The 24,201-nt window shown below is 62.2% G+C and carries 22 protein-coding genes; 13 read left to right on the top strand and 9 right to left on the bottom strand.

The features are described from left to right. A partial coding sequence (locus VG320_RS07570) for a TetR/AcrR family transcriptional regulator (RefSeq protein WP_327199510.1) occupies positions 1-418 on the top strand: 418 nt, incomplete at its 5' end. 12 nt (positions 419-430) lie between these two features. On the opposite strand, the gene VG320_RS07565 is transcribed toward VG320_RS07570, so the two are convergent. Both VG320_RS07565 and VG320_RS07560 read right to left on the bottom strand, forming a co-directional pair. Next, positions 431-1,171, bottom strand: coding sequence for an SDR family oxidoreductase (locus VG320_RS07565; RefSeq protein WP_327199509.1), 741 nt, complete (start codon positions 1,169-1,171; stop codon positions 431-433). A 98-nt stretch (positions 1,172-1,269) separates the two neighbouring features. Next, entirely contained in the window at positions 1,270-1,617 is a 348-nt protein-coding gene (locus VG320_RS07560) for a helix-turn-helix domain-containing protein (RefSeq protein ID WP_327199508.1), read from the bottom strand. A 176-nt stretch (positions 1,618-1,793) separates the two neighbouring features. Between VG320_RS07560 and VG320_RS07555 the strand changes: the two genes are divergently transcribed. After that, positions 1,794-2,915 carry an NADH:flavin oxidoreductase gene (locus VG320_RS07555; RefSeq protein ID WP_327199507.1) on the top strand — a complete coding sequence of 374 codons (1,122 nt, stop codon included), beginning with the start codon at positions 1,794-1,796 and terminating at the stop codon, positions 2,913-2,915. A gap of 18 nt (positions 2,916-2,933) precedes the next feature. On the opposite strand, the gene VG320_RS07550 is transcribed toward VG320_RS07555, so the two are convergent. Together VG320_RS07550 and VG320_RS07545 are read right to left on the bottom strand one after the other, a co-directional pair. Further along, complete coding sequence (locus tag VG320_RS07550) at positions 2,934-4,127, bottom strand: GGDEF domain-containing protein (RefSeq protein WP_327199506.1); 1,194 nt, start codon at positions 4,125-4,127, stop codon at positions 2,934-2,936. Between the two features lie 157 nt (positions 4,128-4,284). Further along, a complete protein-coding gene (locus VG320_RS07545) occupies positions 4,285-5,292 on the bottom strand; it encodes a LysR family transcriptional regulator (RefSeq protein WP_327199505.1) in 1,008 nt (335 codons plus the stop codon). Between the two features lie 104 nt (positions 5,293-5,396). Here VG320_RS07545 and VG320_RS07540 point away from each other — a divergent pair, with 104 nt between their 5' ends. From VG320_RS07540 to VG320_RS07530, 3 genes are all read left to right on the top strand, one after another. Continuing rightward, a complete protein-coding gene (locus VG320_RS07540; RefSeq protein ID WP_327199504.1) occupies positions 5,397-6,941 on the top strand; it encodes an acetolactate synthase large subunit in 1,545 nt (514 codons plus the stop codon). Between the two features lie 55 nt (positions 6,942-6,996). Beyond that, positions 6,997-7,803, top strand: coding sequence for an acetoacetate decarboxylase family protein (locus tag VG320_RS07535; protein ID WP_327199503.1), 807 nt, complete (start codon positions 6,997-6,999; stop codon positions 7,801-7,803). A 229-nt stretch (positions 7,804-8,032) separates the two neighbouring features. After that, complete coding sequence (locus VG320_RS07530; RefSeq protein WP_327199502.1) at positions 8,033-8,908, top strand: lipid A biosynthesis lauroyl acyltransferase; 876 nt, start codon at positions 8,033-8,035, stop codon at positions 8,906-8,908. Positions 8,909-8,971: 63 nt separating this feature from the next. Here the strand turns inward: VG320_RS07530 and VG320_RS07525 are convergent, their stop codons facing one another. After that, positions 8,972-9,283, bottom strand: coding sequence for an H-NS histone family protein (locus VG320_RS07525; RefSeq protein WP_327199501.1), 312 nt, complete (start codon positions 9,281-9,283; stop codon positions 8,972-8,974). A 616-nt stretch (positions 9,284-9,899) separates the two neighbouring features. On the opposite strand from VG320_RS07525, the gene VG320_RS07520 reads away from it, so the two are divergent. The 3 genes from VG320_RS07520 (at position 9,900) to cydB (ending at position 14,671) form a co-directional block, all read left to right on the top strand. Continuing rightward, positions 9,900-12,182: an FdhF/YdeP family oxidoreductase gene (locus VG320_RS07520; RefSeq protein ID WP_327199500.1), complete on the top strand. Its 2,283-nt coding sequence runs from the start codon at positions 9,900-9,902 to the stop codon at positions 12,180-12,182. A gap of 88 nt (positions 12,183-12,270) precedes the next feature. Further along, the gene (locus VG320_RS07515; protein WP_327199499.1) at positions 12,271-13,659 is read left to right on the top strand and encodes a cytochrome ubiquinol oxidase subunit I; all 1,389 of its coding nucleotides are present in this window, start codon (positions 12,271-12,273) and stop codon (positions 13,657-13,659) included. A gap of 4 nt (positions 13,660-13,663) precedes the next feature. Continuing rightward, on the top strand, positions 13,664-14,671 hold the full coding sequence (gene cydB, locus VG320_RS07510) for a cytochrome d ubiquinol oxidase subunit II (RefSeq protein ID WP_327199498.1): 1,008 nt from the start codon (positions 13,664-13,666) through the stop codon (positions 14,669-14,671). Between the two features lie 13 nt (positions 14,672-14,684). Here the strand turns inward: cydB and VG320_RS07505 are convergent, their stop codons facing one another. Together VG320_RS07505 and VG320_RS07500 are read right to left on the bottom strand one after the other, a co-directional pair. Then, complete coding sequence (locus VG320_RS07505) at positions 14,685-15,098, bottom strand: DUF3331 domain-containing protein (RefSeq protein WP_327199497.1); 414 nt, start codon at positions 15,096-15,098, stop codon at positions 14,685-14,687. 189 nt (positions 15,099-15,287) lie between these two features. Then, the gene (locus tag VG320_RS07500) at positions 15,288-16,190 is read right to left on the bottom strand and encodes a LysR family transcriptional regulator (RefSeq protein ID WP_327199496.1); all 903 of its coding nucleotides are present in this window, start codon (positions 16,188-16,190) and stop codon (positions 15,288-15,290) included. A 104-nt stretch (positions 16,191-16,294) separates the two neighbouring features. On the opposite strand from VG320_RS07500, the gene VG320_RS07495 reads away from it, so the two are divergent. Then, entirely contained in the window at positions 16,295-17,542 is a 1,248-nt protein-coding gene (locus VG320_RS07495) for an MFS transporter (protein WP_327199495.1), read from the top strand. A gap of 52 nt (positions 17,543-17,594) precedes the next feature. Next, positions 17,595-18,401, top strand: a complete 807-nt coding sequence (dkgB, locus tag VG320_RS07490) for a 2,5-didehydrogluconate reductase DkgB (RefSeq protein ID WP_327199494.1) — start codon at positions 17,595-17,597, stop codon at positions 18,399-18,401. An 85-nt stretch (positions 18,402-18,486) separates the two neighbouring features. Here the strand turns inward: dkgB and VG320_RS07485 are convergent, their stop codons facing one another. Together VG320_RS07485 and VG320_RS07480 are read right to left on the bottom strand one after the other, a co-directional pair. Next, on the bottom strand, positions 18,487-18,903 hold the full coding sequence (locus VG320_RS07485; protein WP_327199493.1) for an SRPBCC family protein: 417 nt from the start codon (positions 18,901-18,903) through the stop codon (positions 18,487-18,489). Between the two features lie 10 nt (positions 18,904-18,913). Continuing rightward, positions 18,914-19,936 (bottom strand): aldo/keto reductase, encoded by a 1,023-nt coding sequence (locus VG320_RS07480; protein ID WP_327199492.1) that lies wholly within the window; start codon positions 19,934-19,936, stop codon positions 18,914-18,916. A 101-nt stretch (positions 19,937-20,037) separates the two neighbouring features. On the opposite strand from VG320_RS07480, the gene VG320_RS07475 reads away from it, so the two are divergent. From VG320_RS07475 to VG320_RS07465, 3 genes are all read left to right on the top strand, one after another. Then, complete coding sequence (locus VG320_RS07475; RefSeq protein WP_327199491.1) at positions 20,038-20,952, top strand: LysR substrate-binding domain-containing protein; 915 nt, start codon at positions 20,038-20,040, stop codon at positions 20,950-20,952. Between the two features lie 126 nt (positions 20,953-21,078). Then, positions 21,079-21,972: a LysR substrate-binding domain-containing protein gene (locus tag VG320_RS07470; RefSeq protein WP_327199490.1), complete on the top strand. Its 894-nt coding sequence runs from the start codon at positions 21,079-21,081 to the stop codon at positions 21,970-21,972. A gap of 100 nt (positions 21,973-22,072) precedes the next feature. Next, positions 22,073-24,181 carry a LamG-like jellyroll fold domain-containing protein gene (locus VG320_RS07465; RefSeq protein ID WP_327199489.1) on the top strand — a complete coding sequence of 703 codons (2,109 nt, stop codon included), beginning with the start codon at positions 22,073-22,075 and terminating at the stop codon, positions 24,179-24,181. Positions 24,182-24,201: the final 20 nt, after the last annotated feature.

Raw genomic sequence — 24,201 nt, 5'->3', positions numbered from 1 at the left:
CCCCTCCAAACAGGCGCTTTTCGACGCGCTGGTGAGCGAGGAAGCCTCCAATAGCGCCGACCTGCTCGCCAGTGACGAGAACGCGCCCAACGGCGATCTTGCGAAGCGCCTGCGCAGTTACCTGAGCACCGCTCACGCGCTTCATCCTGAAACCGGTTGTGCGCTGCCGACGCTGGGTGCCGAGATCGCTCGCGCCACGCCCGAGGCGCGCGCCGAAGTCGAAAAATCACTCAAGCGCATCCAGAAAAGCTGGGGCTCGCAGATCGACGAACCGGAAACCGCCTGGGCCATCATCGCCCAGTGTGTCGGCGCCCTTGTGCTGGCCCGCGCGGTGGAAAGCGATCGCACGCGCCGGGATATCCTCGCTTCGAGCCGGCGCTTTCTGGCTGAGGCGCTCGAGCTCGACAAGCTCAAATAACGCCCCGGTGCATTACCAGCGCTCCATATAGGGGCGCAGATCCAGTTCGAAGGTCCAGGCGTCGCGCGGCTGCTGGTGCAGATACCAGTAGTTTTCGGCGATGTGTTCGGGATTGAGGATGCCATCCTGTTCCTTCAGCGCGTAGCGCTCCGGAAAGGTCGTGCGGATGAATTCCGTATCGATCGCGCCATCGACGATCACATGGGCGACGTGAATATTGCGGGGTCCTAACTCTCTAGCCATGCTCTGTGCGAGCGCGCGAAGCGCATGTTTCGCACCGGAAAATGCTGCGAAATTCGCCGCTCCCCGCAGGCTCGCCGTGGCGCCCGTGAACAGGATCGTCCCGCGGCCGCGTTCCACCATGCGTTTGGCCACTTCGCGACCGTTGAGAAATGCGCTCAGGCAAGCCATTTCCCAGATCTTGAAGTACTTGCGCGCCGTCTCTTCCAGGATGCTGCACGGCACATTGGCGCCGATGTTGAACACCATGACCTCGATTGGGCCATGCTCGGCTTCCACGCGTTCGATCAGCGCGACGACATCCTCTTCCTTGCGCGCGTCGCTGCCGTAGCCATACGCCTCGCCGCCCTGCTCGCGGATGCGGTTGACAAGCGGTTCCAGTTTCTCGGCCGAGCGCCGGACCACACAGGCGATATAGCCTTCGCGCGCGAACCGGGCGGCAATCGCGCCCCCTGTGGCATCGCCTGCGCCAATCACGAGCGCGACCTTCGGCCGCGAGTTGTCTGTCGCCATGCTGTCTCCTTTATAGAACGATCGTTCAGTAAACGAACGTTAATTATAAGGGCGACACTTGTCAATCCTGTTTTACCGCGCGCGGCATGACCCGGTTTTTAAGCGACGCTTTCCATGCGCGCGTCGAACGCCGCGCGCGCGGCTTCCACGGCATCCATGTTGCGCAGCGTCCAGCCGTACAGCGCCTTGAATGGCGCCTGCAAGGAGCGGCCAAGCGGCGTGATTTCATACTCGACCGCCACCGGTGAAACCGGAATGACACGCCGCGAAACCAGACCGTTGCGCTCCAGCCGCCGCAGACATTGCGTGAGCGCTTTTTGCGTGACGCCTTCCAGATGGCGTTTGATCGCGTTAAAGCGCAGCGGGCCGCCATCGAGCACGGTCAGGATCATCATCGACCATTTGTCGGCGATCTGGTCGAACAGCAGGCGACTCGGACAATTCACAGAAAAATGCTCTCGGCAGTCGGGCATGGTTTCCTCAAAGATACCTGGGCGAAACAAAGTGCGTTATTGACGTCTGGTATCCAGAATATACCATTCGGGGTGCCGCTGAATTCCATGGGATTTCCAGCGATCTCAACCGATAAAACCTGCTTCATTCGACACGGAGTCTCTGTTCCATGCCGTCGTTTTCGTCCGATATCCTGTTTCAGCCCTTCACCGTCGGCTCGCTGACCCTGCCGAACCGCATCGTCATGGCGCCGATGACGCGCTCGTTCGCGCCCGAGGGCATCCCCGGCGCGCACAACGCCGCCTACTACCGCCGTCGCGCGGAAGGCGGCGTGGGCCTGATCCTCTCCGAAGGCACGGTGGTGAACCGCCCCGCCTCGCGCAACGATCCCGGCATTCCGTTCTTCCACGGCGACCAGGCGCTGTCGGGCTGGCAACACGTGATCGACGAGGTCCATGCGGCGGGCGGCAAGATGGGCCCGCAGCTCTGGCACACGGGCGCGGTCAAGAGTTTCATGAGCGACTGGACGCCGGATGCGCCGGTTGAAAGCCCGTCGGGTCTCGACGCCCCGGGCGTGGAGCGCGGCGTCGCGATGGCCGATGCCGATATCGCTGATACGATCGCGGCCTTCGCCCAGGCCGCCGCCGACGCCAAGCGGCTCGGCTTCGACACGATCGAGCTGCACGGCGCGCACGGTTATCTGATCGACCAGTTCTTCTGGTCCGGCAGCAACCAGCGCGACGATCGCTACGGCGGCCCGAGCATCGGCGAGCGCGCGCGTTTTGCGGCGGAAATCGTCGCCGCCGTGCGCGCGGCGGTCGGCCCGGATTTCCCGATCGTGATCCGCGTGAGCCAGTGGAAGCAACAGGACTACAAGGCGCGTCTCGCGCATACGCCGCAGGAAATGGCGCAATGGCTGGAGCCGCTCGTCGAGGCTGGCGCCAACGTGCTGCACTGTTCGCAGCGCCGCTTCTGGGAACCGGAATTCCCGGAAATCGACGGCGAGTCGGGTCTGAACTTCGCCGGCTGGGCGAAGAAGCTCACCGGCGCGGCGACCATCAGCGTGGGCTCGGTCGGTCTGTCGGGCGACTTCATGGCGGCGTTCGGCGGCGAGAGTTCGACCAGCGTCGGCCTCGACCGCCTGCTCGAACGCATGGAGCGTAACGAGTTCGATCTGATCGCCGTGGGCCGCGCGCTGATCTCCGATCCGCACTGGGCCGCGAAGGTGCGCCAGGGCGATGCGAACAGCCTGCGCGGTTTCGAACCCGCCGCGCTGCGCGAACTGGTCTGAGTTCTGCGCGCCCGGGCCTCAGGCAGGCTCGGCACGACGGGGTTCGGCGGCGCATGCGGCGTCGGCCACGTCGGTTTGAGGCGCGAGGGTGACGCAGTTGCGCCCCGACGCCTTCGCGACATAAAGCGCGGCGTCGGCGCGCACGATGGCGCTCTCCAGCGTATCGTGCGCGCCGATTGCATCGACGCCAGCGCTCAGCGTGCAGCTCACGCCGTGAGCCGACGAGCGCTCCACCGCCGCACGCAATTCGTTCGTCATCCTTAGCGCATCGTGCTTGTCCGCCTGTGCGAACAGCACGGCAAACTCCTCGCCACCCAGCCGCCCGAACAGATCACCCGCCCGCAACTGCGCGCTCACCGCCGACGACACCTGGGCCAGCAGCCGGTCGCCGACCGCGTGGCCAAAGCTGTCGTTGACGGCCTTGAATTTGTCGATATCGAGAATCGCGATCGAAAAAGAGCCGCCCCGCGCACGCACCGCATCGAGCAATGCGTTGGCGCGTTCCATGAATGCGCGCCGTGTCAGCGCGCCGGTCAGTTCATCGACGGTGGCGAGCTTTTCCATGCGCTGCAGGATGCGCTCGTGCGCCAGCATGACCATGCCCGTCGACATGCAGGGCAAGGTGACAATCGCCAGTCCCATGAGCACGACATTCCACGGCGACGGCTGAATGAACGAAAGCGTCGGCATCTTGCCGGAGGCGATTGCGGCGATCCGCGCGAAGTACACCAGTGCACCGAGCCACGCCGACACGGCGATCAGCCGGCAGGCGTAGCGCGTGCGCTCGCCCGATGCGTGACGCAGCGCCAGCGCGCCCACCACGATCCTGCCGTAAATCAGTCCCAGCGAGATAAGCACGCCGCGCGCGCCGATATTGGGCGAGACACAGGTGAAGTACGCCAGCGCGGCGCAGACCACGAGCAGCGCGACGCATTCGTCGCGCCGCACGGGTTGCATGCCGAAGAAGCCGCGCGTGCCCTGCACGAGCAGCAACACGGCGCTTAGCGTCGCGAACGAGACGCCCACGATGGTGATGGCGCGGCCCTGCGCGCCAGCAATCAGTATCCAGCACGAGGCGGCAGCCAGCAGCGCATAGCCCAGGCACCAACGGATCACGCCCGGCAAGCCGGTGCGGGCGAGCGAGCCCAGCACGGCCACACTGATCAGACAGGAAACGATCAGGGTTCCCAATAGAGCGACGGCACTAGGCATGAACAGGCCCGGTCTTGGCAGCGAGAAGGAAACAGGTCAGTGATGGGATGGACAGCGCGTGTCGATTGAAAGCGTTTTGAAAATACTTACCGCCGCGCTTCGCACCCCGTTTCGGGATGCATATCGTATCGCACTGCCTTAACTGGACAATTACAGTTTACGAGCGCGCCGCGCGCCGCCTGGGTTTCGCGGGCTTGACGGCCTTGACGTCCTCAATCTGTCTGGCATTGGCTTCAATTCGCGCGGCGTCGCGTTCGAGTACGGGCGGCAATTCCGCCTTCAACAACTCAACCCACGCGCGTGTCTTGGCTTCGAGAAATTTTCTCGACGGCATCAGCACATAGACGTCCACATCCGGCGAGCGCCAGCGCGGCAGCACATGCACCAGTTCGCCGCGCTCAAGCGCGTCCAGCGCGGCAAAACCCGGCAGCATCGCAATCCCCAGACCGCTGCGCGCCGCCTGCAAAACGGCCTCGGGATGGTCGCCGATCAGCGGCCCCGCTGGCTCGAACGCATGTGTCGTGCGCCCATCGGTCAATTCCCAATGCGCCGTGGTCGATGGATTGATGAGACGCAGGCACGCGTGATCGGCCAATGCCGCCACGCTCTTCGGCGCGCCATGCCGCGCGAGATACGCGGGGGCGGCGCACAGCACCCCATATACCGCGCCCAGACGTTGCGCGACGAGGCTCGAATCGGGCAGACGCCGCGTCAGATACACGCTAACGTCCACGCCTTCGGCAAGCAGGTCCGGGACGTATTGCGACGCGCCGTATTCGACCATCACCGTCGGATACAGCGCGCAGTACCGGGTGACGAGCGGCACCACGTAGCGATCCCCGAAACTCGACATGCACAGCACGCGCAAGCGCCCGGAGGGCTGGATGCGCGCGCCGCTCGCCTCGCTTTCCGCTTCCGAGACCAGTTCGAGAATCGTGCGGCACTGGTTGGCATAGCGCTCGCCCGCGCTCGTGAGCGCGAGGCGGCGCGTCGTGCGCTGCAACAGCTTGGTTTGCAGGCGGTTTTCCAGTTCGGACACAAGCCGCGAGACCTGTGCCGTCGTCAGCGCCATGTGCTCTGCGGCGCCGGTAAAGCTGCCCGCGTCCACCACGCGCACAAATGCGTTCATGGCGTGCAGCAAGCCGTATTCGAGATTCTTGCGCATGACGTAACAATTTTTCAGATCAGGCTGTATTTTTGCATAGTACCGACATAGTTAGGATCGCCTCATACGTCGATTGTCGACGTCCTGACAAGGAGTGATCCGAAATGAACGGCGCTGAAAGTCTGTTGCGTTCGCTGGTGGCAAGTGGTGTGGAAGTCTGCTTCGGCAATCCTGGCACGTCCGAGATGCATTTCGTGGCGGCGCTGGACGAGGTGCCGGGCATGCGGCCGGTGCTAGGCCTGTTCGAGGGCGTCGTGACGGGCGCAGCCGACGGCTATGGCCGGATGGCGGGCAAGCCCGCCTGCACCTTGCTGCATCTGGGCCCCGGTCTCGCCAATGGTCTGGCGAATCTGCACAATGCGCGCCGCGCATCGAGCCCGGTCGTCAACATCGTCGGCGATCATGCGTCGGGTCACTCGCTGTATGACGCGCCGCTCACCTCCGATATTCCCGGCTTCGCCCGTCCCGTGTCGCACTGGATTCATGCCTCGAAAAGTGCGCTGACAGTGGGCGCCGACGCCGCACGCGCGGTGCAGGCCGCCCGCAGTGGCGCGGGCCAGATCGCCACGCTGATCCTGCCGGCCGACACGGCCTGGTCGAGCGCGGACGGCGCCGCCGCGCCGCTGCCCGTGCCGACGCAAGCGCAGGTGGACGCGGCCGCCATCGAGCGCATCGCCAGGCTCACGCAAAGCGGCGTACGCACGGCTTTCCTGCTGCGCGGCAACGCGTTACAGGGCGAGGGCCTGCAAGCCGCCGGCCGCATCGCCGCGAAAACCGGCGCGCGACTGCTGTGCGATACCTTCGCGCCGCGCATCGAGCGTGGCGCGGGCCGGGTGCGCGTCGAGCGCCTGCCGTATTTCGCCGAACAGGTGGTCGAGTTCCTCGCGGGCACGGAACTGCTCGTGCTGGTCGGCGCGCAGCCGCCGGTCAGCTTCTTCGGCTACCCGGACAAGCCCAGTTGGCTCACGCCGCAAGGCTGCCGCATCGCCGTGCTGGCGCATCCGCATGAGGACGGAGCGACGGCGCTCGCTTCGCTCGTGGACGCGCTGGGCGCCGGCCAGGTCGTTGCGGCGACCAACGCGCGCACATCATTCGGCGCAGCGCCGGACGGCGCCCTCAACGGCGAATCGATCATGCGCAGCGTCGCGCGCCATCTGCCCGAACACGCCATCATCACCGAAGAAGCCTCGCTGGCGATGGGCTATTCGGCCATGACCGAAACCGCCGCGCCGCACGACATGCTGACGCTCACGGGCGGCGCAATCGGCTGTCTGATGCCGGTATCGATCGGCGCGGGCATCGCCTGCCCCGATCGCAAGGTCGTCAATCTTCAGGGCGATGGCAGCGCCATGTACACGGTCCAGTCGCTCTGGACCCAGGCGCGCGAAAACATCGACGTCGTGACGGTGATCTACGCGAACCGCGGCTACCGCATTCTCGCCAACGAACTCAAGCGCGTGCACGCCCGCACCGACGGCGCGCGCGCCGGCTCCATGTTCGATCTGGGTAATCCGACGCTCGACTGGGTCGCGCTTGCACAAGGCATGGGCGTCGAGGCGGTGCGCGTTGAATCGGCGGCGGCCTTCGACGCCGCGTTTGCCAGCGCAATGCAGCGGCGCGGCCCAATGCTGATCGAAGCCGTCATCTGACCTGTCACCTCGCGGCGCCATCGCGCCGTTCCTTTGATATAAATATGGAATCCTTATGAATACGCCCTATACCGTTCCGCTTTCTCCCCGTGGCCTGTCGAGCATCGCACCGCCGCCGCCGTGGCACTACTCGGGCGACTTCGTCCTCGTCGAATTCTGGGCCGATCCTGCCGCCGTGGAAGCCGTGCTCCCCAAGGGCCTGACACTCGATCCCGCCTCGCCCGGCCATGCAAGCGCTCTTTTTATCGACTGGCAATTCACGTCGAACAACGATGAAATGCTCGATCCGGCGCGCTATCAATACCGCGAGTTTTTTATTCTCGTGGACGCGCTGCACGACGGCAAGCCGGTCTCCTTCTGCCCGTATATCTTCGTGGACAACGATTCGGCCATGATGCGCGGGCTGATTCAGGGCTTCCCTAAGCGCTATGGCCAGGTCCATCAGACGCGCACGTTCGCGGCGCAAAGCCCGGCGGCCGCGCCCATCGCGGCGGGCACGCGCTTCGCCGCAACGGCATCGTCGGCGGGACAGCGTCTCGCGCGCGCCGAAGTCAAGCTGGAGAAGGCCGTTGAAGATGTATCGAAGCTTGGCATCGCGGGCCGTCCAGTTGTCAATCTGCGTTATTTCCCGCGCCTCGCGGCGGGCGAGCACGATAAGCCCGCAGTCAACGAACTGGTGCTCTCAGTAATGGATAACCCGCAAATTGCCGACGTGTGGAGTGGCGCGGGCCAACTGACATTTCCGCCTGCGCATGGCGAAGAGATCGCCGATCTTCAGCCGCTACGCGTGGGTGCGGGTTATCGCGGGTCGATGGCCTATAGCGTGACGGACCTGAAGACGCTAATCGATTACAAAAAATAACATCGAACAATCGCATAACAACGAGGGCCGCTGCGCTTCCCGAAGTCATCCGGGAAGCGCTTTTTTCACTTTATTCCTTGCTTGTAGTCATGAACTATGTTGGATAGTCGGGACATCCATGCATTAATTTCGTCGCCCTGTCAGGCTTGGTAGTTTTCCTGACTAAATGTTTTCGGTCACTGAGGGGATGCGTCAGGTAGGATGACTGCCTTCCACACAGGAGCCGCTCTTGGGACAACTTGGTCATCTGCTCGTCGTTGCGTTACTTCGCACGCTCGCGCTCCTTCCGTATTCAATCGTCGCGAGGTTTGGCAGCGCGCTCGGTGCGGCCCTTTACGCGATTCCCGGTCGCCGCAAACATATCGTTCTTGTCAATCTGCATCTTTGTTTTCCCGAAAAAACGGAACGTGAATGCGATTCACTCGCGAAGGAGCACTTCCGGCATGTCGTGCGCAGCTACCTTGAACGCGGCGTTCAGTGGTTTGGCAGCGCGCAGAAGATCCGCGATCTGGTCCAGATCGAAAGCGCGATCGATCTTGAGGACAAAAACGCTCCACCTACGATTTTTATGGGCTTTCACTTCGTGGGTGTCGAAGTCGGATGCATGCTTTACTCACTGAAGATGCCGGCCGCTTCCTTGTACACGCACATGTCGAACAAGCGGCTTTGCGAGCTGGCCAAACGCCAGCGCGGCCGTTTCGGCGCAGAGATGATTGAACGTTCGACCAGCGCCAGAAAAATCGTGCGGCTTCTCCACGAGGGCAAGTCCGTCATGCTGGCTGCAGACATGGATCACGGCATCGACAACTCAGTTTTTGTCCCGTTCTTCGGCGTGCCTGCATGCACGCTGACCTCGGTTTCGCGACTCGCGAAAGTAGGCGGCGCGCGCGTCGTGCCGTTCGTCACGGAAGTTCTTCCGGATTTTCAGGGATACAAGTTGAACGTGTTTGCGCCGCTCAGCAATTTTCCAACGGACAGCGACATGGATGACGCGCGTTGCATGAATGCCTTTCTTGAGACCCAGATACTGAAAATTCCCGCCCAGTATTATTGGGTGCATCGCCGCTTTAAACATCGTCCGGAGGGTATGGCAGCGGTGTATTAATTGCGCCTGCCCGATGGCCATCGCTTGATGAAAAAATGCCGCCTTCAAAGGCGGCATTTTTTGTTACTTCGCGATCAGGAATCGCTCACGATTCTTGCCCTTGATCCAGACCGGCTCGCGGCCGCGGCCACTCCAGGTCGCGCCGGTCTTGGGGTCCTGGTATTTCGGCTCAACCGGATGCGCCGACTTCTTGTTAGGACCGCGCGTGCGCTTTCGAACGAGATCGTCAGGCGTGAGGCCGTATTCTTCCATGATCGCGTGAATCTGTTCGATTGCCTTCGCGCGCCCTTCGCTTTCGGCAGCTTCAATCTGCTGTTGAAGTGCGGCAAGCTGTTCGCGCATCTGTGCGAGGTTGTTAGCAGATTTAGTGACCATCCTTTATCCTCAATTGAATGTGGTGCTACGGTGTGTCGCACTACTCGTTATCGCTCAGGCTGTGATTACCTTCCCCGCGGCATCCTGATCTCACGGTTCGGGGGAATATATGATGTTGCGGCAGAAAATGCCAGTAAAACAACCGTGCTCCCCCTGTTCCACCATGAATCGCAGCCCTTTCCTTTTCTGTCTTGCCTGCCTTCCCGCAATCCGTCAGAAAACATTTAAAGACTGGCTTCAGAGAACTCGTGCCTGAAGGCATCGATCGGGACGCAGGCTGGCAGCCGTTATGAAAGGCCGCGCTTCATGAACACCGCTATTCCGCTGATGATTGACAAGCAATTCATTTTTGAAAAATAGAAAATGAATTGTTTCGCATTAACGATGTATTTTTAAAAACATATCGATATGCGCACAAGAATACCCGCCATTAGAGATATTTCAGTTATTTCTTGTTTCCCCGGTTTAGCTCCCTAAACTAAAACCCAGGCATCAACCGGGCGCCGCTTCATTCACTTGCCCACTTTCGGTGCGGCGATTAATCGCGACTCGACGACAATCAGACACCCTTAGCCGACACCCCGCCGCGCGCGCGGAAAACCCTCAGGAGTTTCTCATGACGAAACTACGTGATGTGCCAGGCGTTCATCCTTATACCGGTCCCGCAGGCGGATGGGGCGCGCTCAAAGCCATCGCCCAGGCGATTCACGATCAGATGGAAAGCATCGAGGCGCCCATCACCCTGATGCGGACCAATCAGCCCGACGGCTTCGACTGTCCCGGCTGCGCGTGGCCGGACAAGGAGCATCGCTCCACCTTCCAGTTCTGTGAAAACGGCGCGAAAGCCGTCACGTGGGAAGCCACCACGAAACGCGTCACGCCGGAGTTCTTCGCGGCCAACACCGTCACCTCATTGCTGCAAAAGACCGACTACGAACTCGAAGACATGGGCCGGCTCACGCACCCGATGGTCTACGACCGCGCCACCGACACCCTGCGCCCCGTCGCCTGGGAAGACGCGTTCGCGCGCATCGGCGAGATCCTGCGCACGCTCACGCCCGATCAGGTCGAGTTCTACACCTCCGGGCGCGCGTCGAATGAAGCTGCGTTCCTCTATCAACTGTTCGCGCGAGAGTTTGGCACCAACAATTTTCCCGATTGCTCGAACATGTGCCACGAGCCAACCAGCGTCGGCCTGCCGCAATCGATCGGCATCGGCAAAGGCACGGTATCGCTCGAAGACTTCGACACGACGGAACTCATCATTTCCATCGGCCACAACCCGGGCACCAATCACCCGCGCATGATGGGCACGCTGCACGAGGCAGCGCGCCGTAACGTGCCAATCATCGTCTTCAACCCGCTGCGCGAACGCGCGCTCGAACGTTTTGCCGACCCTCAAAGCATGATGGAAATGGCGACCTTCGCATCGACGCGGATTGCCTCGACCTATTTTCAGGTCGATGCCGGCGGCGACGCCGCCGCGCTCAAAGGCGTCATGAAAGCGCTCCTGCAGATGGAAGCGGAACAAGGCGGCGTGCTCGACAAGGCGTTCATCGCCGCGCATACGCGTGGTTTCGACGCGTGCGCCGCCGATCTGGAAGCCACATCGTGGGAAGACATCGAAAAGGCCAGCGGGCTGGAGCGCGCCGACCTCGAACATGTGGCGCTCGCCTACGCCAAATCCAGCGCGACCATCGTCACCTACGGCATGGGCGTCACGCAGCACAACAAGGGCACGGCCAACGTGCGCCTGATCGCCGACCTGCTCTTGATGCGCGGCAATATCGGCAAGCCGGGCGCGGGCATCTGCCCGTTGCGCGGCCACTCCAACGTGCAGGGCAACCGCACCGTCGGCATCACCGAAAAACCTTCGGCGGCCTTCCTCAAGCTGATCGAGGACGCCTGCGGATTCACGCCGCCGTCCGGTCACGGCCACGACGCGGTGCAGGCCATGCAGGCGATGATTGACGGCAGCTCGAAGGCGCTGCTGTGTCTGGGCGGCAATTTCGCGGTGGCGTTGCCCGACCCGCAGCAGGCGTTTGCGGCGATGGCGACGCTCGACCTCGCCGTGCATATCGGCACAAAACTCAATCGCACGCATCTGCTAGTGGCCCGGGAAACGTATCTCTTTCCGTGTCTTGGCCGCACCGAGCTCGATATGCAGAGCAGCGGACGGCAATCGGTCACAGTGGAGGATTCGATGTCGATGGTGCATGCGTCCGCGGGCAAGCTCAAGCCCGCGTCAGAGCAGTTGCGCTCGGAGCCGGCGATTGTCGCTGGCATGGCGCGTGCTGCCATGCCGCACTCCAAAGTGGACTGGATGGATCTGGTGTCCGACTACGACAAGATCCGCGAATTGATCGAGCGCACGGTGCCGGGCTTCGAGGACTTCAACCGGCGTATCCGCGTGCCGGGCGGCTTCCGCCTGCCCCTGCCGCCGACCGAACGCCAGTGGCATACGCCATCGGGCAAAGCCGAATTCTCGGTCTATGACGGCGTGAAGGAAGACGCCGACGTGCTGGGCGCCGAAAACGTGCTGCGCCTCATCACGATCCGCAGCCACGACCAGTACAACACCACGATCTATGCGATGGACGACCGCTACCGCGGCGTGTTCGGGCGGCGCGACGTGCTCTTCATGAACGCCGACGATATGGCCGCACATGGCATCGAACACGGCGATCTTGTCGATATCGAAACGGTCATGGCCGGCCGTGTGCTCAAAATGAAGAACATCACCGCAATTGTGTATAGCATTGCTAGAGGCTCCGTCGCGGCTTATTACCCGGAAGCCAACGTGCTGGTGCCGCTCGACTATATCGACAAGGAAAGCGGCACGCCGTCGTACAAGTCTGTTCCCGTACACGTCGTGCGCGCGTCAAACCAGCAGCCGTAGTGCGCTTTCGCCGGATTGCCGGATTGCCGCTGGCAGTGTGAATGCGGGCGAAAACGCAGAAAGTCGTCACAAGGAGTTCACAAGAATCATGAATATCTTCGACGCATTTCATCTGGCCCGGCTGCAGTTTGCGTTTACCGTCTCCTTTCATATCACGTTTCCCGCCATCAGCATCGGCATGGCGAGTTTTCTCGCCGTGCTGGAATGGCGCTTGCTTCTCACCGGCGACCCGGCCTACAAGGATATGTACCGCTTCTGGTCAAAGATATTCGCGGTCGGGTTTGGCATGGGCGTGGTGTCCGGCGTCGTGATGGCTTACGAATTCGGCACCAACTGGAGCGGCTTTTCCACCGTGGCGGGCAATATTACCGGGCCGCTGCTTACCTACGAGGTGCTGACCGCATTCTTCCTGGAGGCCGGTTTTCTCGGCGTCATGCTGTTCGGCTGGAACCGCGTGAGTCCGAAGTCGCACTTCTTCGCAACGCTGATGGTCGCGATCGGCACGCTGATCTCCACCTTCTGGATTCTTTCGTCCAACAGTTTCATGCAGACGCCGCAAGGCTATGCGATACAGAACGGCCGCATCGTGCCGGTGGACTGGTGGAAGATCATTTTCAATCCGTCGTTCCCGTACCGCCTCGTGCATATGACCATCGCGGCCTTTATCGTCGCGGCGTTTATCGTGGCGGCCTGCGGTGCTTACCATCTGCTCAAGGGACGGCGCGACGTGCCGGTCAAGCGCAGCTTTTCGATGGCGCTGTGGATGCTGCTCGTGCTCGCGCCCATCCAGATTCTGGTGGGCGACGCGCATGGCCTGAATACGCGCGAATATCAGCCCGCGAAGATTGCGGCGATCGAAGGACTCTGGGAAACCGAACACGGCGGCACGGCGCTCAACCTCGTCGGCCTGCCCGACATGAACGCCGAAGTCACGCGCTACGCGATCCAGATCCCGCATCTGGGCAGCCTGATCCTCACGCATAGCTGGGACGGCGAAATTCGCGGCCTCAAGGAATTCGCGCCGCAGGACCGGCCGTTCTCGCCCATCGTGTTCTGGACCTTCCGGCTCATGGCGGGACTCGGCATGCTGATGCTGCTCACGGCCGTGCTGGGCCTGATCCTGCGGCGTGGCGGGCGGCTCTATGAAACTCGCTGGTTCCAGCGGCTCGTGTTCTGCATGGGGCCGTCCGGCATCGTTGCGCTGCTGGCGGGCTGGATCACCACTGAAGTAGGCCGCCAACCGTGGACCGTCTATGGCGTGATGCGCACGATCGATTCGGTGTCGCCCATCGGCGCGCAGCAGGCGGGCGTGTCGTTGCTGATCTTCGTGATCGTCTATTTCCTCGTATTCGGAACCGGCGTCTATTACATGCTCAAAATGATGAAGAAAGGGCCGGCGACTGGCGTGGAAAGCATCGAGTCGCTCAAGCATCCTGGACTGCACAATCGCGCGCTCGACGCCGTGGTGGGGGAATAAGGCCATGCAAATCGACCTTCCGGTTATCTGGGCCGCCATCATCGGTCTGGGCGTGTTTATTTACGTGATGCTCGACGGCTTCGATCTGGGCATTGGTCTGCTGTTTCCCTTCTTCGAGGGCAAAGGCGAGCGCGAAGTCATGCTCAATACAGTCGCGCCGGTGTGGGACGGCAACGAGACATTCCTCGTGCTGGGCGGCGCGGGCCTGTACGGCGCGTTTCCCGTGGTGTATTCCACGCTGCTGCCCGCCAATTACATGCCGCTGATACTCATGGTGATAGGCCTGATCTTTCGCGGCGCCGCGTTCGAATTGCGCGCCAAGGCCACACGCACGCAGCATGCGTGGGATCTCGCTTTTATCGGCGGCTCGGCGCTGGCGGCAATGTGCCAGGGCATTACGCTCGGCTCGCTTCTGCAAGGCATCAAGATCGTCGACGATAAATTCGCGGGCGATCCGTTCGACTGGTTCTCTCCGTTCAGCGTGTTTTGCGGCTTTGGCGTGCTGCTCACTTATGCGACGCTCGGCTGCGGCTGGCTGATCCTCAAAACCGACGGCGAACTGCAGCGCAAGATGCGTTTCGTGATGCGTCCGCTCGTCGCCATTCTGCTGCTGGCGATCGCGATCGTGAGTCTGTGGACCGTGCTGGGTCTGCCCGCCGTGCGGCAGCGCTGGTTTCTCAGCGGCGACCTCGGCTACTTCCTGCCGGTGCCGATTCTCGTGGTGCTGTGCGTGTGGGGTATCTATCGATCGCTCAACCTGAACCATGAAGCGATGCCCTTCCTGCTCTCGCTCGCAATCTGCTTTCTGGGTTATACGGGTCTCGTCATCAGCATCTGGCCGTATATCATTCCGCCGTCGCTCACGATCTGGGAAGCGTCATCAAGTCATTCGAGCCAGCTCTTCGCGCTCGTCGGCACCGTGATCGTCTTGCCGATTATTCTGATCTACAACGCCATGCAATATCGCGTGTTTCGCGGCAAAGTTCGCGAAGGCGATCACGGTTATCACTGAGAGGCCGGGTTTTCTATTCGTCAGATTCTATTTCCAGTGCCGATGCGAGCACGGCCCAGTCAGCGTTGATGGGCGTCGTGCCGCGCACGAAGGGGCGATAGATCTTGTCGCCGCGCTGGATATCCCCGCCGGTGAGGGCGCACTGGCCGCGTTTTCGCGCGATGCACAGTCGCCATAGCTGCTCCGTGTAATGTCCGCTCGTGGGATCGCTCCACGACACCGAAATGAGCTTGTCCTTGCAAACCTCGACGAAAGCCAGATGAGCGCGCCGCGCGGGTGCGGCGTCCATGCTATCGGCGTGAGTCGTTGTGGAAAGGCCGTTCGCGGCGTGGCACATCCTGTCATGCACGCCACCACGAAGAACGGAGCCGCCACCCAGCAGCGTGAGCGTATATTGCCAGGCATGGTCGATACTGACTTGGTGCATCGTCTGTCTTCCCTTCAATGTTGAATTGTCAGGCCAGATTCATACGATCATTCTGTCATGCGCAAGCGGGCCAACCGCGTGTCATCGCATGCTAGCACCGGCTTGAGGAAAATGATTCATTTCGTCGCGATGGAATCAATCGGTATTCACGCGCCGAACGTTGTTGCGACGAATACGATTGACCGCTTGCTAACGTTCGAATTCGGTGCCGCGCACGGCCTCGATCAAAAAATCGACAAAAGAAGCAATGCGTGCGGAAATCGCCGTATTGCGGTAATAGACCGCATTGATCGGTTGCCGGACATCCTGCGTTTGCCCCGCAAAAAGCTGCACGAGCGTGCCGTCGCGGCGATCGCGCGCGGTCATGAAGTCGGACAGGCACACGATCCCGGTCCCGGCCAGCGCAAGCTGCCGCAAGGTCTCGCCGCTCGATGAGCGGATCGCGGGTGTGATCCGGTACGGTTCGTTATCCGTGCCCGCGATGGGCCAGACATTGAGCGAATCGGGCTCGGTAAAAGCCAGCAGCGTATGTTTGCCCAGTTCCTGCACGCGGCGCGGACGGCCATGCGCCTTGAGATAGGCAGGCGTAGCGAGAATACGCACACGGCTGAGGCCCACCGGCTTGCTGTGCAGCGTCGAGTCCTTCAACTGCCCGATGCGGATCGCTACGTCAGTGCGCCGTTCCAGCAGATCGATGATCCCTTCGTTGCTGTTGAGCTCCAGTTCGACCTGCGGGTAGCGTTCGCGATAGCCCTGCACGAGCGGCACGATCACATGCAACATGAACGGCGTGGCCGCGTCCACACGCAGGCGTCCTGAAGGCCGCTCGCGGCGCGCGGCCATCTGCTCTTCCGCGCCTTCCACCGAAGCGATGATCGCCCGCGCGTCGGCCAGAAACGCCCGCCCTTCCTCGCTCAGTTCGAGCCGCCGCGTCGTGCGGCGCAACAGCGTGGTCTTGAGTTTGTCTTCGAGCCGTCCCAGCGTGCGGCTCGTGGCCGAGATGGTCAGATCGAGCTGATGCGCCGCCGCCGTGATGGAACCGCTATCCACCACGGTAACAAAAGCCTGAAGTTCGTCCAGAGTGATTTTCATTTTTGATTTGAAATCAAAACACATTGGTTTATAGACGTCTTTTTGGGCAAAAGTAAAGCGGGCACACTGCGGTTCGTTTTCATGCAAACCCAGGATTGCCCACCATGTCTCCCGTTCAACCCGGCTCACCCACCGCCACGCAGGACGCGCACGGCACCGCGTGGCTCACCCTGTTCGCGCTCGCGATGGGCGCGTTCAGCATCGGCACCACCGAGTTTTCGCCAATGGGGCTCCTGCCCGTCATCGCGTCTGGCGTACACGTCTCCATCCCGACTGCGGGCATGCTCATCACGGCTTACGCGATCGGCGTGATGATCGGCGCGCCGTTGATGACGCTCGCCATGTCGCGCTGGTCGCGACGCTCGGCGCTCATCGCACTGATGGCGATTTTCACCATCGGCAATCTGTTGTCGGCGCTGTCGACGAACTACACCACGCTGCTGATCGCGCGGCTCGTCACGAGCCTCAATCACGGCGCGTTCTTCGGGCTGGGTTCGCTGGTGGCGGCGAGCGTCGTGCCGCGTCACAAACAGGCTAGCGCCGTCGCCACCATGTTCATGGGCCTGACAATCGCCAATATTGGCGGCGTGCCCGCTGCGACGTGGCTCGGCCAGACCATCGGCTGGCGCATGTCGTTCGCGGCCACGGCGGCCCTTGGCGTGCTCACGATGCTGATCCTGCGACTGGCGCTGCCGGCCGGCGAGGCTGGCAAGGCGCCCAACCTGCGCGGCGAGTTGCAGGTGCTCGCGCGCCCCGCTGTCCTGACGGCGCTGGCCACCACTGTGCTGGGCGCAGGCGCGATGTTTACGTTCTACACCTATATCGCGCCGGTCCTCGAACATCTCGCGGGCGCGACGCCAGGCTTCGTGACAATCATGCTGGTACTGGTTGGCGTGGGCTTTTCGATTGGCAATGTGGCTGGCGGACGCCTCGCCGACCGTTCGCTAAACGGCAGCCTGATCGTGTTCCTGATCCTGCTGGTCGCGGTGATGCTCGCGTTCCCGTTGCTCGTGAAAACGCCGGTGGGAACCGCGCTTGCGGTCGTCGTGTGGGGACTCGCCACCTTCGCGGTCGTCCCGCCCCTGCAGATGGGCGTCATGCGCGCCGCCGCGCAGGCGCCGGGGCTGGCTTCGTCGGTGAATGTCGGCGCGTTCAATCTTGGCAATGCGGTTGGCGCGGCCGCCGGCGGCGCGGCGATCTCAGCGGGCCTGGGCTATGTGGCCGTACCGATTGTGGGCGCGCTGATCGCGGTTTCAGGACTGTTGCTCGTGCTGGCGCAGATCGCGCTGAAACGTCAGGCGGCGTCATCGAGCACAGGCAAGCCGCGCAAAATTTCGCCGACTCAATCCTGATTTCGACTCAAACCTTATTTCACGTTTCTCAACCGCTTTTACGGAGTAAAACATGAGCCATATTCCCGCCTTCGGTCTGGGCACGTTCCGCCTGCAAGGCCAGGTCGTCATCGATTCCGTGCGCAACGGCCTTGAACTGGGCTACCGCGCCATCGACACCGCGCAGATCTACGGTAACGAAGCCGAAGTGGGCGAAGCAATCGCCACCTCCGGCGTCGCGCGCGACGAACTCTTTCTCACCACCAAGATCTGGGTCGATCATTATTCGCGCGACAAACTCATTCCGAGCCTGCGAGACAGCCTGCGCAAGCTGCGCACCGACGCCGTCGATCTCACGCTGATCCACTGGCCCGCGCCCAATAGCGGCGTGCCGCTGGAGGAAACCCTGAACGCGCTCGCCGAGGCAAAAGCGCAAGGGCTGACCAAACAGATTGGCGTGTCGAACTTCAACATCGAATTGACCCAAATGGCTATCGATACGATTGGTAAGGATAACGTAGCAACCAATCAGATCGAATTGAGCCCGTATCTGCAGAATCGCAAGCTCGTGAGCTTCCTCCAGCAGCAAGGCATTCATGTCACGTCGTATATGACGCTTGCCTATGGCAAGGTGCTGGGCGATCCGGTGATCCACGCCATCGCGCAACGTCATCACGCTACCCCTGCACAGGTCGCGCTTGCCTGGGCGCTGCGCCTTGGCTACTCGGTCATTCCTTCGTCGACGAAGCGCGAGAACCTTGCGAGCAACCTGCTCGCGCAGACTCTCAAGCTGACCGACGACGATATGGCCCAGATCGCCACGCTCGAACGCAACGGCCGCGAAGTCAGCCCCGAGGGCCTCGCGCCGCAGTGGGACTGATCCGGTACGCGCCGCGCCGGGAAAAAAGCCCGGCTGGCCGCCATCAGGCGCCGGCCGGGCTTAACTTACGTGGATCGCTTCGCGATCAATTCGCAAACGAATGCGCCAGAGCTTTTAGACCGTCACGATAAATGCCTTCGAACAGGTGCGTGGCCTCTTCATCGCTCACGCCGTCCGGCGTGAATTCACCGCTCCAGTCCACCTGCGCCGCTTGACCGTCCTCGATCGCCGTCACGCTCAAGGTCGAGCGATATCCCGTGACAGGAAACGGCGCCTGAAGAATCGAATAGCTATAGCTTCGCTGCCGATGATCGAATGCTTCGAGCCGCTCGACGATCACGTCGCCGCCAGGCGTCGCGAGGCGCCGCACGCGGCCGCCTTCGCTCAATTCGCTCGTCGGAATATAGGGCAGCCAGTCGGGCAAGGAATTGAAGCCGCCGATCAACTGCCACACCGCATCGGGTGTGGCAGCGATCCGGATGGATGCGCTGGCATGGGCCATGGGGTTCTCCTCAAACTCGATCGATGGGCAGCGGCGCGTGAGCCGACACGAGACCTTGCTCGCGCAGTTCGCGCCAGAGGTCGGCGGGCAGCGCTTCTGTGAGCGCAGCGTGATCTTCGGCAATACGTTCGGGGCGGCTCGCGCCCGGAATCGCGGCAGCGACCACCGGATTGGCCAGCACGAACTGCAATGCAATCGCCTTGACGCTGACGTTATGACGCGCGGCGATGGCCTTGATGCGCTCCACCCTGGCGAGAATCTCGGGCGACGCTTTCTGATACTCGAAATGCGTCCCGCCTGCCAGCACGCCCGAGCTATAAGGACCGCCCACGACGATTTCGACGTTCTGCGCGGCCGCGGCCGGCATCAAACGCTGCAAGGCGCGCTCATGATCGAGCAGCGTATAGCGGCCTGCCAGCAGGAAGCCATCGGGCTTCGTTTCCGACAGATCAAGCAGCAACTCACACGGTTCGACGCGATTGACGCCCAGCCCCCACGCCTTGATGACGCCTTCGTCACGCAAACGCGACAGCACGCGGAATGCGCCCGTGCGCGCCTGCTCGAACATCGCGAGCCATACGTCACCGAAAAAGTCCTGTGCGACGTCGTGCACCCAGACGATATCCAGCCGGTCCGTTTTGAGGCGCTTCAGGCTGTCTTCGATCGAGCGCAATGTGGCATCGGCCGAATAGTCGTTGACGATTTTATTAGGACGACCAAATTCAAAAACGCCACCCTTTTCGCCAAGGTCGCGTGCGCTCACGTCCTCGATTTCATCGAGAATCACGCGGCCCACTTTGCTGCTCAGCACGTAATCGTCGCGCTTATAGGCGGCCAGCGCCTCGCCCAGACGGATTTCGGACAAGCCCGCGCCATACAGCGGGGCCGTATCGAAAAAACGCACACCCTGGTCCCACGCGGCCTTCACGGTGGCGATCGCTTCGTCTTCGGGAATGTTGCGGAACATGTTGCCCAGCGGCGCAGCGCCAAAGCCAAGCTGCGTGCCGGCCGGCAATTTATCCTTGATGCTCATCGACTTGCTCCTGTGTTTGAGTCGGTATGAAGCAGTCTAGGTTGTCGAATTAAGTCTGTCTAAGACATAATTCGACAAACTTAAGTCCCATGAGGTCTGAGATGCTGGACATCCGCCAGTTGCACTATTTCGTCGCCGTGGCCGAAGAGGAGCACGTCGGCCGCGCCGCCGAGCGCCTGCATATTTCGCAATCGCCGCTGAGCCGCCAGATCGCCCAGCTCGAAGAGAATCTCGGTCTGACGCTGTTCGAGCGCTCGCAACAACGTATTCGTCTGACAAGAGACGGACGCACATTTCTCGCTGAAACGCAGGCCTTTCTCACCCATGCGACGCGGCTCGAATCGCTTGCGCGGCGGTTGGGGCGCGGCGACGAAGGCGGCCTTTGCATCGGCTATCTGGAGAACGCCATGCACTCTGGCGTGTTGCCCAACGCGTTGCGGCAATTGCGCGCGCAACGGCCCGACACGCACGTAGCGCTCTACAACTATCAATCCGCCGACCAGCTCACCGGATTACGCCAGCGCAGCCTCGATATCGCCCTCGTAGCCGAGCCCCCGCCCGCCGACGATCCTGATCTGCAAGCCGCCCGGGTGCTCGACGATCCCATGCTGCTCGCGATTCCCGAGGATCATTCGCTCGCGGGCACGGCGCATCTGACGCCCGACGATCTCGCGGCGCAAAAGTGGATCGGCGTGATGTTCACGGAAGGCGCGCTGCGGCACGATCACTTCATTGCAGCCTGCGCAAAGGCCGGCTTCACGCCCGATATCGCGCTGGAGGCGACCGGGCCGCTGGCCGCGCTGGGACTGGTTGCGGCGGGGCTTGGGCTGACCATGGTGCAGCAAAGCCTGCAGCATCAGGCGCCTGCGGGCGTCGTGCTGCGCGAGCTGGGATGGTTCAGCTACCGCACGGCGCTCTGGGCCGCATGGCACCGCGTCAATCTGCGCCCGCTCGTCGAGCATTTCCGCAAGACGCTGTTGCTGTCGAGCGCGACGATGATTAATTCGAATGCCTAACTATTTTTTATCATCATGACGCTCCATTTATCGGCTCGAACGTGAGTCAAACCTTACCGCCGCCGTAAGACCGTAACAAAATCGTCGCAATAACACAGTAAAGTGTCGGCCATTTTACGCACCGACATGCTCGCATCGTTACTGGCCGCATTTTACGAGACCGTCCGCCAGGGCAGCATCACCGCTGCCGCGCGGCGTCTCGACGTAAGCCAGCCCACCGTCACCTCGCGCATCCAGCAACTCGAAAAGCAATACGGCGTCGAGCTGTTTTTCCGCCGCGGCAGCCGGCTCGATCTCACGCAGACGGGCGCGACGATCATGCCGCTGATCGACCGGATGATGCAGACCGAGCACGATATCGACTTCGCGCTGCGCAACGAGCGCGAGCTTTTTGCGGGCAGTTTCCGGCTCGGCGCGACGGGGCCGTACTACATTCTGCCCACCGTCGCCGCGTTTCGCCGCCGCTATCCGCATGTGCAGCTAGGCATCGAGATCGACAACTCGCAAGGCGTGCTCGATTCACTGATGGAATTTCGCGTCGATGTGGCGGTGTCGTCGAACGCCGTGGATGACCCGAACCTCGTCTGCCATCGCATCGCCGACGACAAGCTCGTGCTCGTCGTCGCGCCCGAGCATCCGCTTGCGGGCAAGGGGCCGGTGCAACTCGACGTTCTCAAAACGGAAACCCTGCTGCTGCGCGAACCCGGCTCGCGCACGCGCGATGCAACCGAAGCGGCGCTCGCGCGTCATGCGATCGAACCCGCGTCGCTGATCGAGATTGGCGGGCGCGAAGCGATCTGCGAAGCCATCCGTCACGGCCTGGGTTGTGCGCTGATGCCATCGGGTGAAGTGCCGCGCGGCGCGTCGCTGGTCGCGGTGCCAATCGCGCCCGAAGGTCCGGTGGTGCACGAATATCTCTACCATTTGCGCAGCCGCGCGAACACTCGCCCGATCCTCGCTTTCATGGCGACGCTCAATGAAACGCTTGCCCTCACCCAAAAAACGCCGATACGCCTATAGGTAATCTTGGGTAAAACGAAATAAGCACGTCTTACCGGCTTCGTAAGATTCCCTGCACTCGCCGGACTGTCCGGCGATACGAACGGCAGGGACACAAACGATGACAAGGCAGGCAGCGAGGAAGGCCGCCACCGCGGCCGCCGTGCAGGCGCTTTGCGGGCTCGCGCTCGCTGGCGCACTCGCGGGATGCGGCGGCGAGGCGACGCAATCGTCGGGCGCGGCGGTGAATTCCGGTACAGCGAGCAACGCAGCGGGTAACACCAGCACGGGCAATTCGGCAAGCAACACCACGCCGGTCAACAAGATGCTGGTAATCGAACTGGACGGCGTGACCTATAGCGCGCTCACCACGGCGATCGCCGCCGGCAAGCTGCCGAACCTTGCGAAGCTCAAATTTGCGCCTGCCTATAGCGGCGGCGTCAACAGCACGCTCAGCCAGCAGCCGAACCTCGATACACCGGGCTGGGCCACCCTTGTCACCGGCGCATGGGCCGATCGTCACCAGATCAATTCCGATGCATCGGGCCAGGCGCTGCACGCGCCCACGGTGTTCTCGATGCTCAAATCAGCGGGCGCGGGCACGCTGGGCGCAGCCGTCGATTCGCCGGGCTTCGCCGCGATCCTCGCGCCCGATCAGAACGCAGGCTATCTGGATAGCGTCGTCAATTGCGCGTCTGTGGACAGTTGCGTGACGAAGCAAGGCCTGAGCATGATCGACAACGGCTACTCGCTGGTTGTCGCGCAATATCATTCGGCGCAGGACGGCGCGCTCAACTGGGGCCTCAATTCGTCGAATTACGCCAGCACGCTCACACAGCTCGACAGCGCCGTGGGCACGCTGATCGCCGAAACCGCACAGCGCAGCGGCGAAAACTGGCTCGTGATGGTGAGCGCGAGCCACGGTCTGAACGCGGCGGGCGGCACCGACGGTCTGCCGCTTGCGCCGGAGTCGACCAGCTTTATCGGCATGAATGTGCAGAGCAACGGGCGCGCGGGCAGCAGCGCTGCGCCCACCTCGCTCGCGGACCTCTATACGCGCGCAAGCATTGCCGATATCGCGCCCACGCTGCTTGCCTGGCGAGGTGCGCTGCCAGGCGCTACAACGTATGCGCTCGACGGCGGCGAGTTGACCGGCCAGCAGCCGGTTTCGCAACTCAACGGCTTGACGGGCAGCGACAACGCCAGCACGGTGCTCACATGGACCGCGCCAGCGTCGGGCGCGATCACGGTGCTGCGCAACGGCCAGCAGATCGCCACGCTGCCCGCCGGCACGGCCACTTACACGGACAGCAATCTGGGCGTGAGCACCACCGGCGCCTACACGTTCAACTACACGGTGGCTGCGGGAACCGCGCCGGTGTCCTCGCTGATCCGCGTGGCTTATGTCGCCCCCCCGCCGCCCCCGCCTCCGCCGCCCGCACTCGCAACCACGCTCACGAACGGCCTGTCCACCTACTACCCGTTCGGCGCGCTGCCGGCCATCGACAAAATGAGCGCCAGCACGCTCGCGGCCTGGGCCACGGATGCGGACGGCGGCTCGCTCACGGCCGATCCGTTCGGCGGCAAGGGCCTGAAAATCGACACGAGCATTGTCGATAGCAACGGCTTCGACGGCTATCGTCTGCAGCAAACCAACGACGTCACGACGCAGGCGCAGTTCACGCTGGGCTTCTGGTTCATGACCTCGTGCCAGAACCTCACGGGCAACGGCACGCCGATCCTGTCGAACAAAAACTACTACTCCGGCGGCAATGCGGGGATCGCCATTGGTCTCTTCCCGGGATCGAGCACGAGCTGCAACGTGCGCTTCAATATTGGCGATGGTAGTACGCGCAACGATATGAATTCGGCGACGGTCACGGCCAACAAGTGGTCCTATATCGCGCTCACCATCGACACGACGGGCAAGACGATGACGGGCTATGTGTTCGATCCGGTGCTCGGCGAACAGAAGTACAGCACGTCGGTCACGGCGAACGTGGCGAAACTGCCGGGTCTTGGGGTGTTCGGCTTGAACGAGGACGGTACGGGCCAGTACTACATGAACGCCTGCAAGGACACGCCGCCCTATACGGCCGGCAAGTGCGCGGCGACGCCACCTGATGTGCAGTCGTTCGGCGACCTCGCGTTCTGGAAGCGCACCGTCACGGAGGCCGAATTGCAGACCGTCTACGGCTCGGGCAAACCGCTTTCCACGCTTCTTCCCTGATCCATCCTGAAGAGAGTTCG

This window comes from Paraburkholderia sp. (assembly GCF_035948235.1).
Classification (GTDB): Bacteria; Pseudomonadota; Gammaproteobacteria; order Burkholderiales; family Burkholderiaceae; genus Paraburkholderia.
Note: the sequence above shows the minus strand (reverse complement) of the source record. Positions and strands in the feature narration are given on the sequence as shown.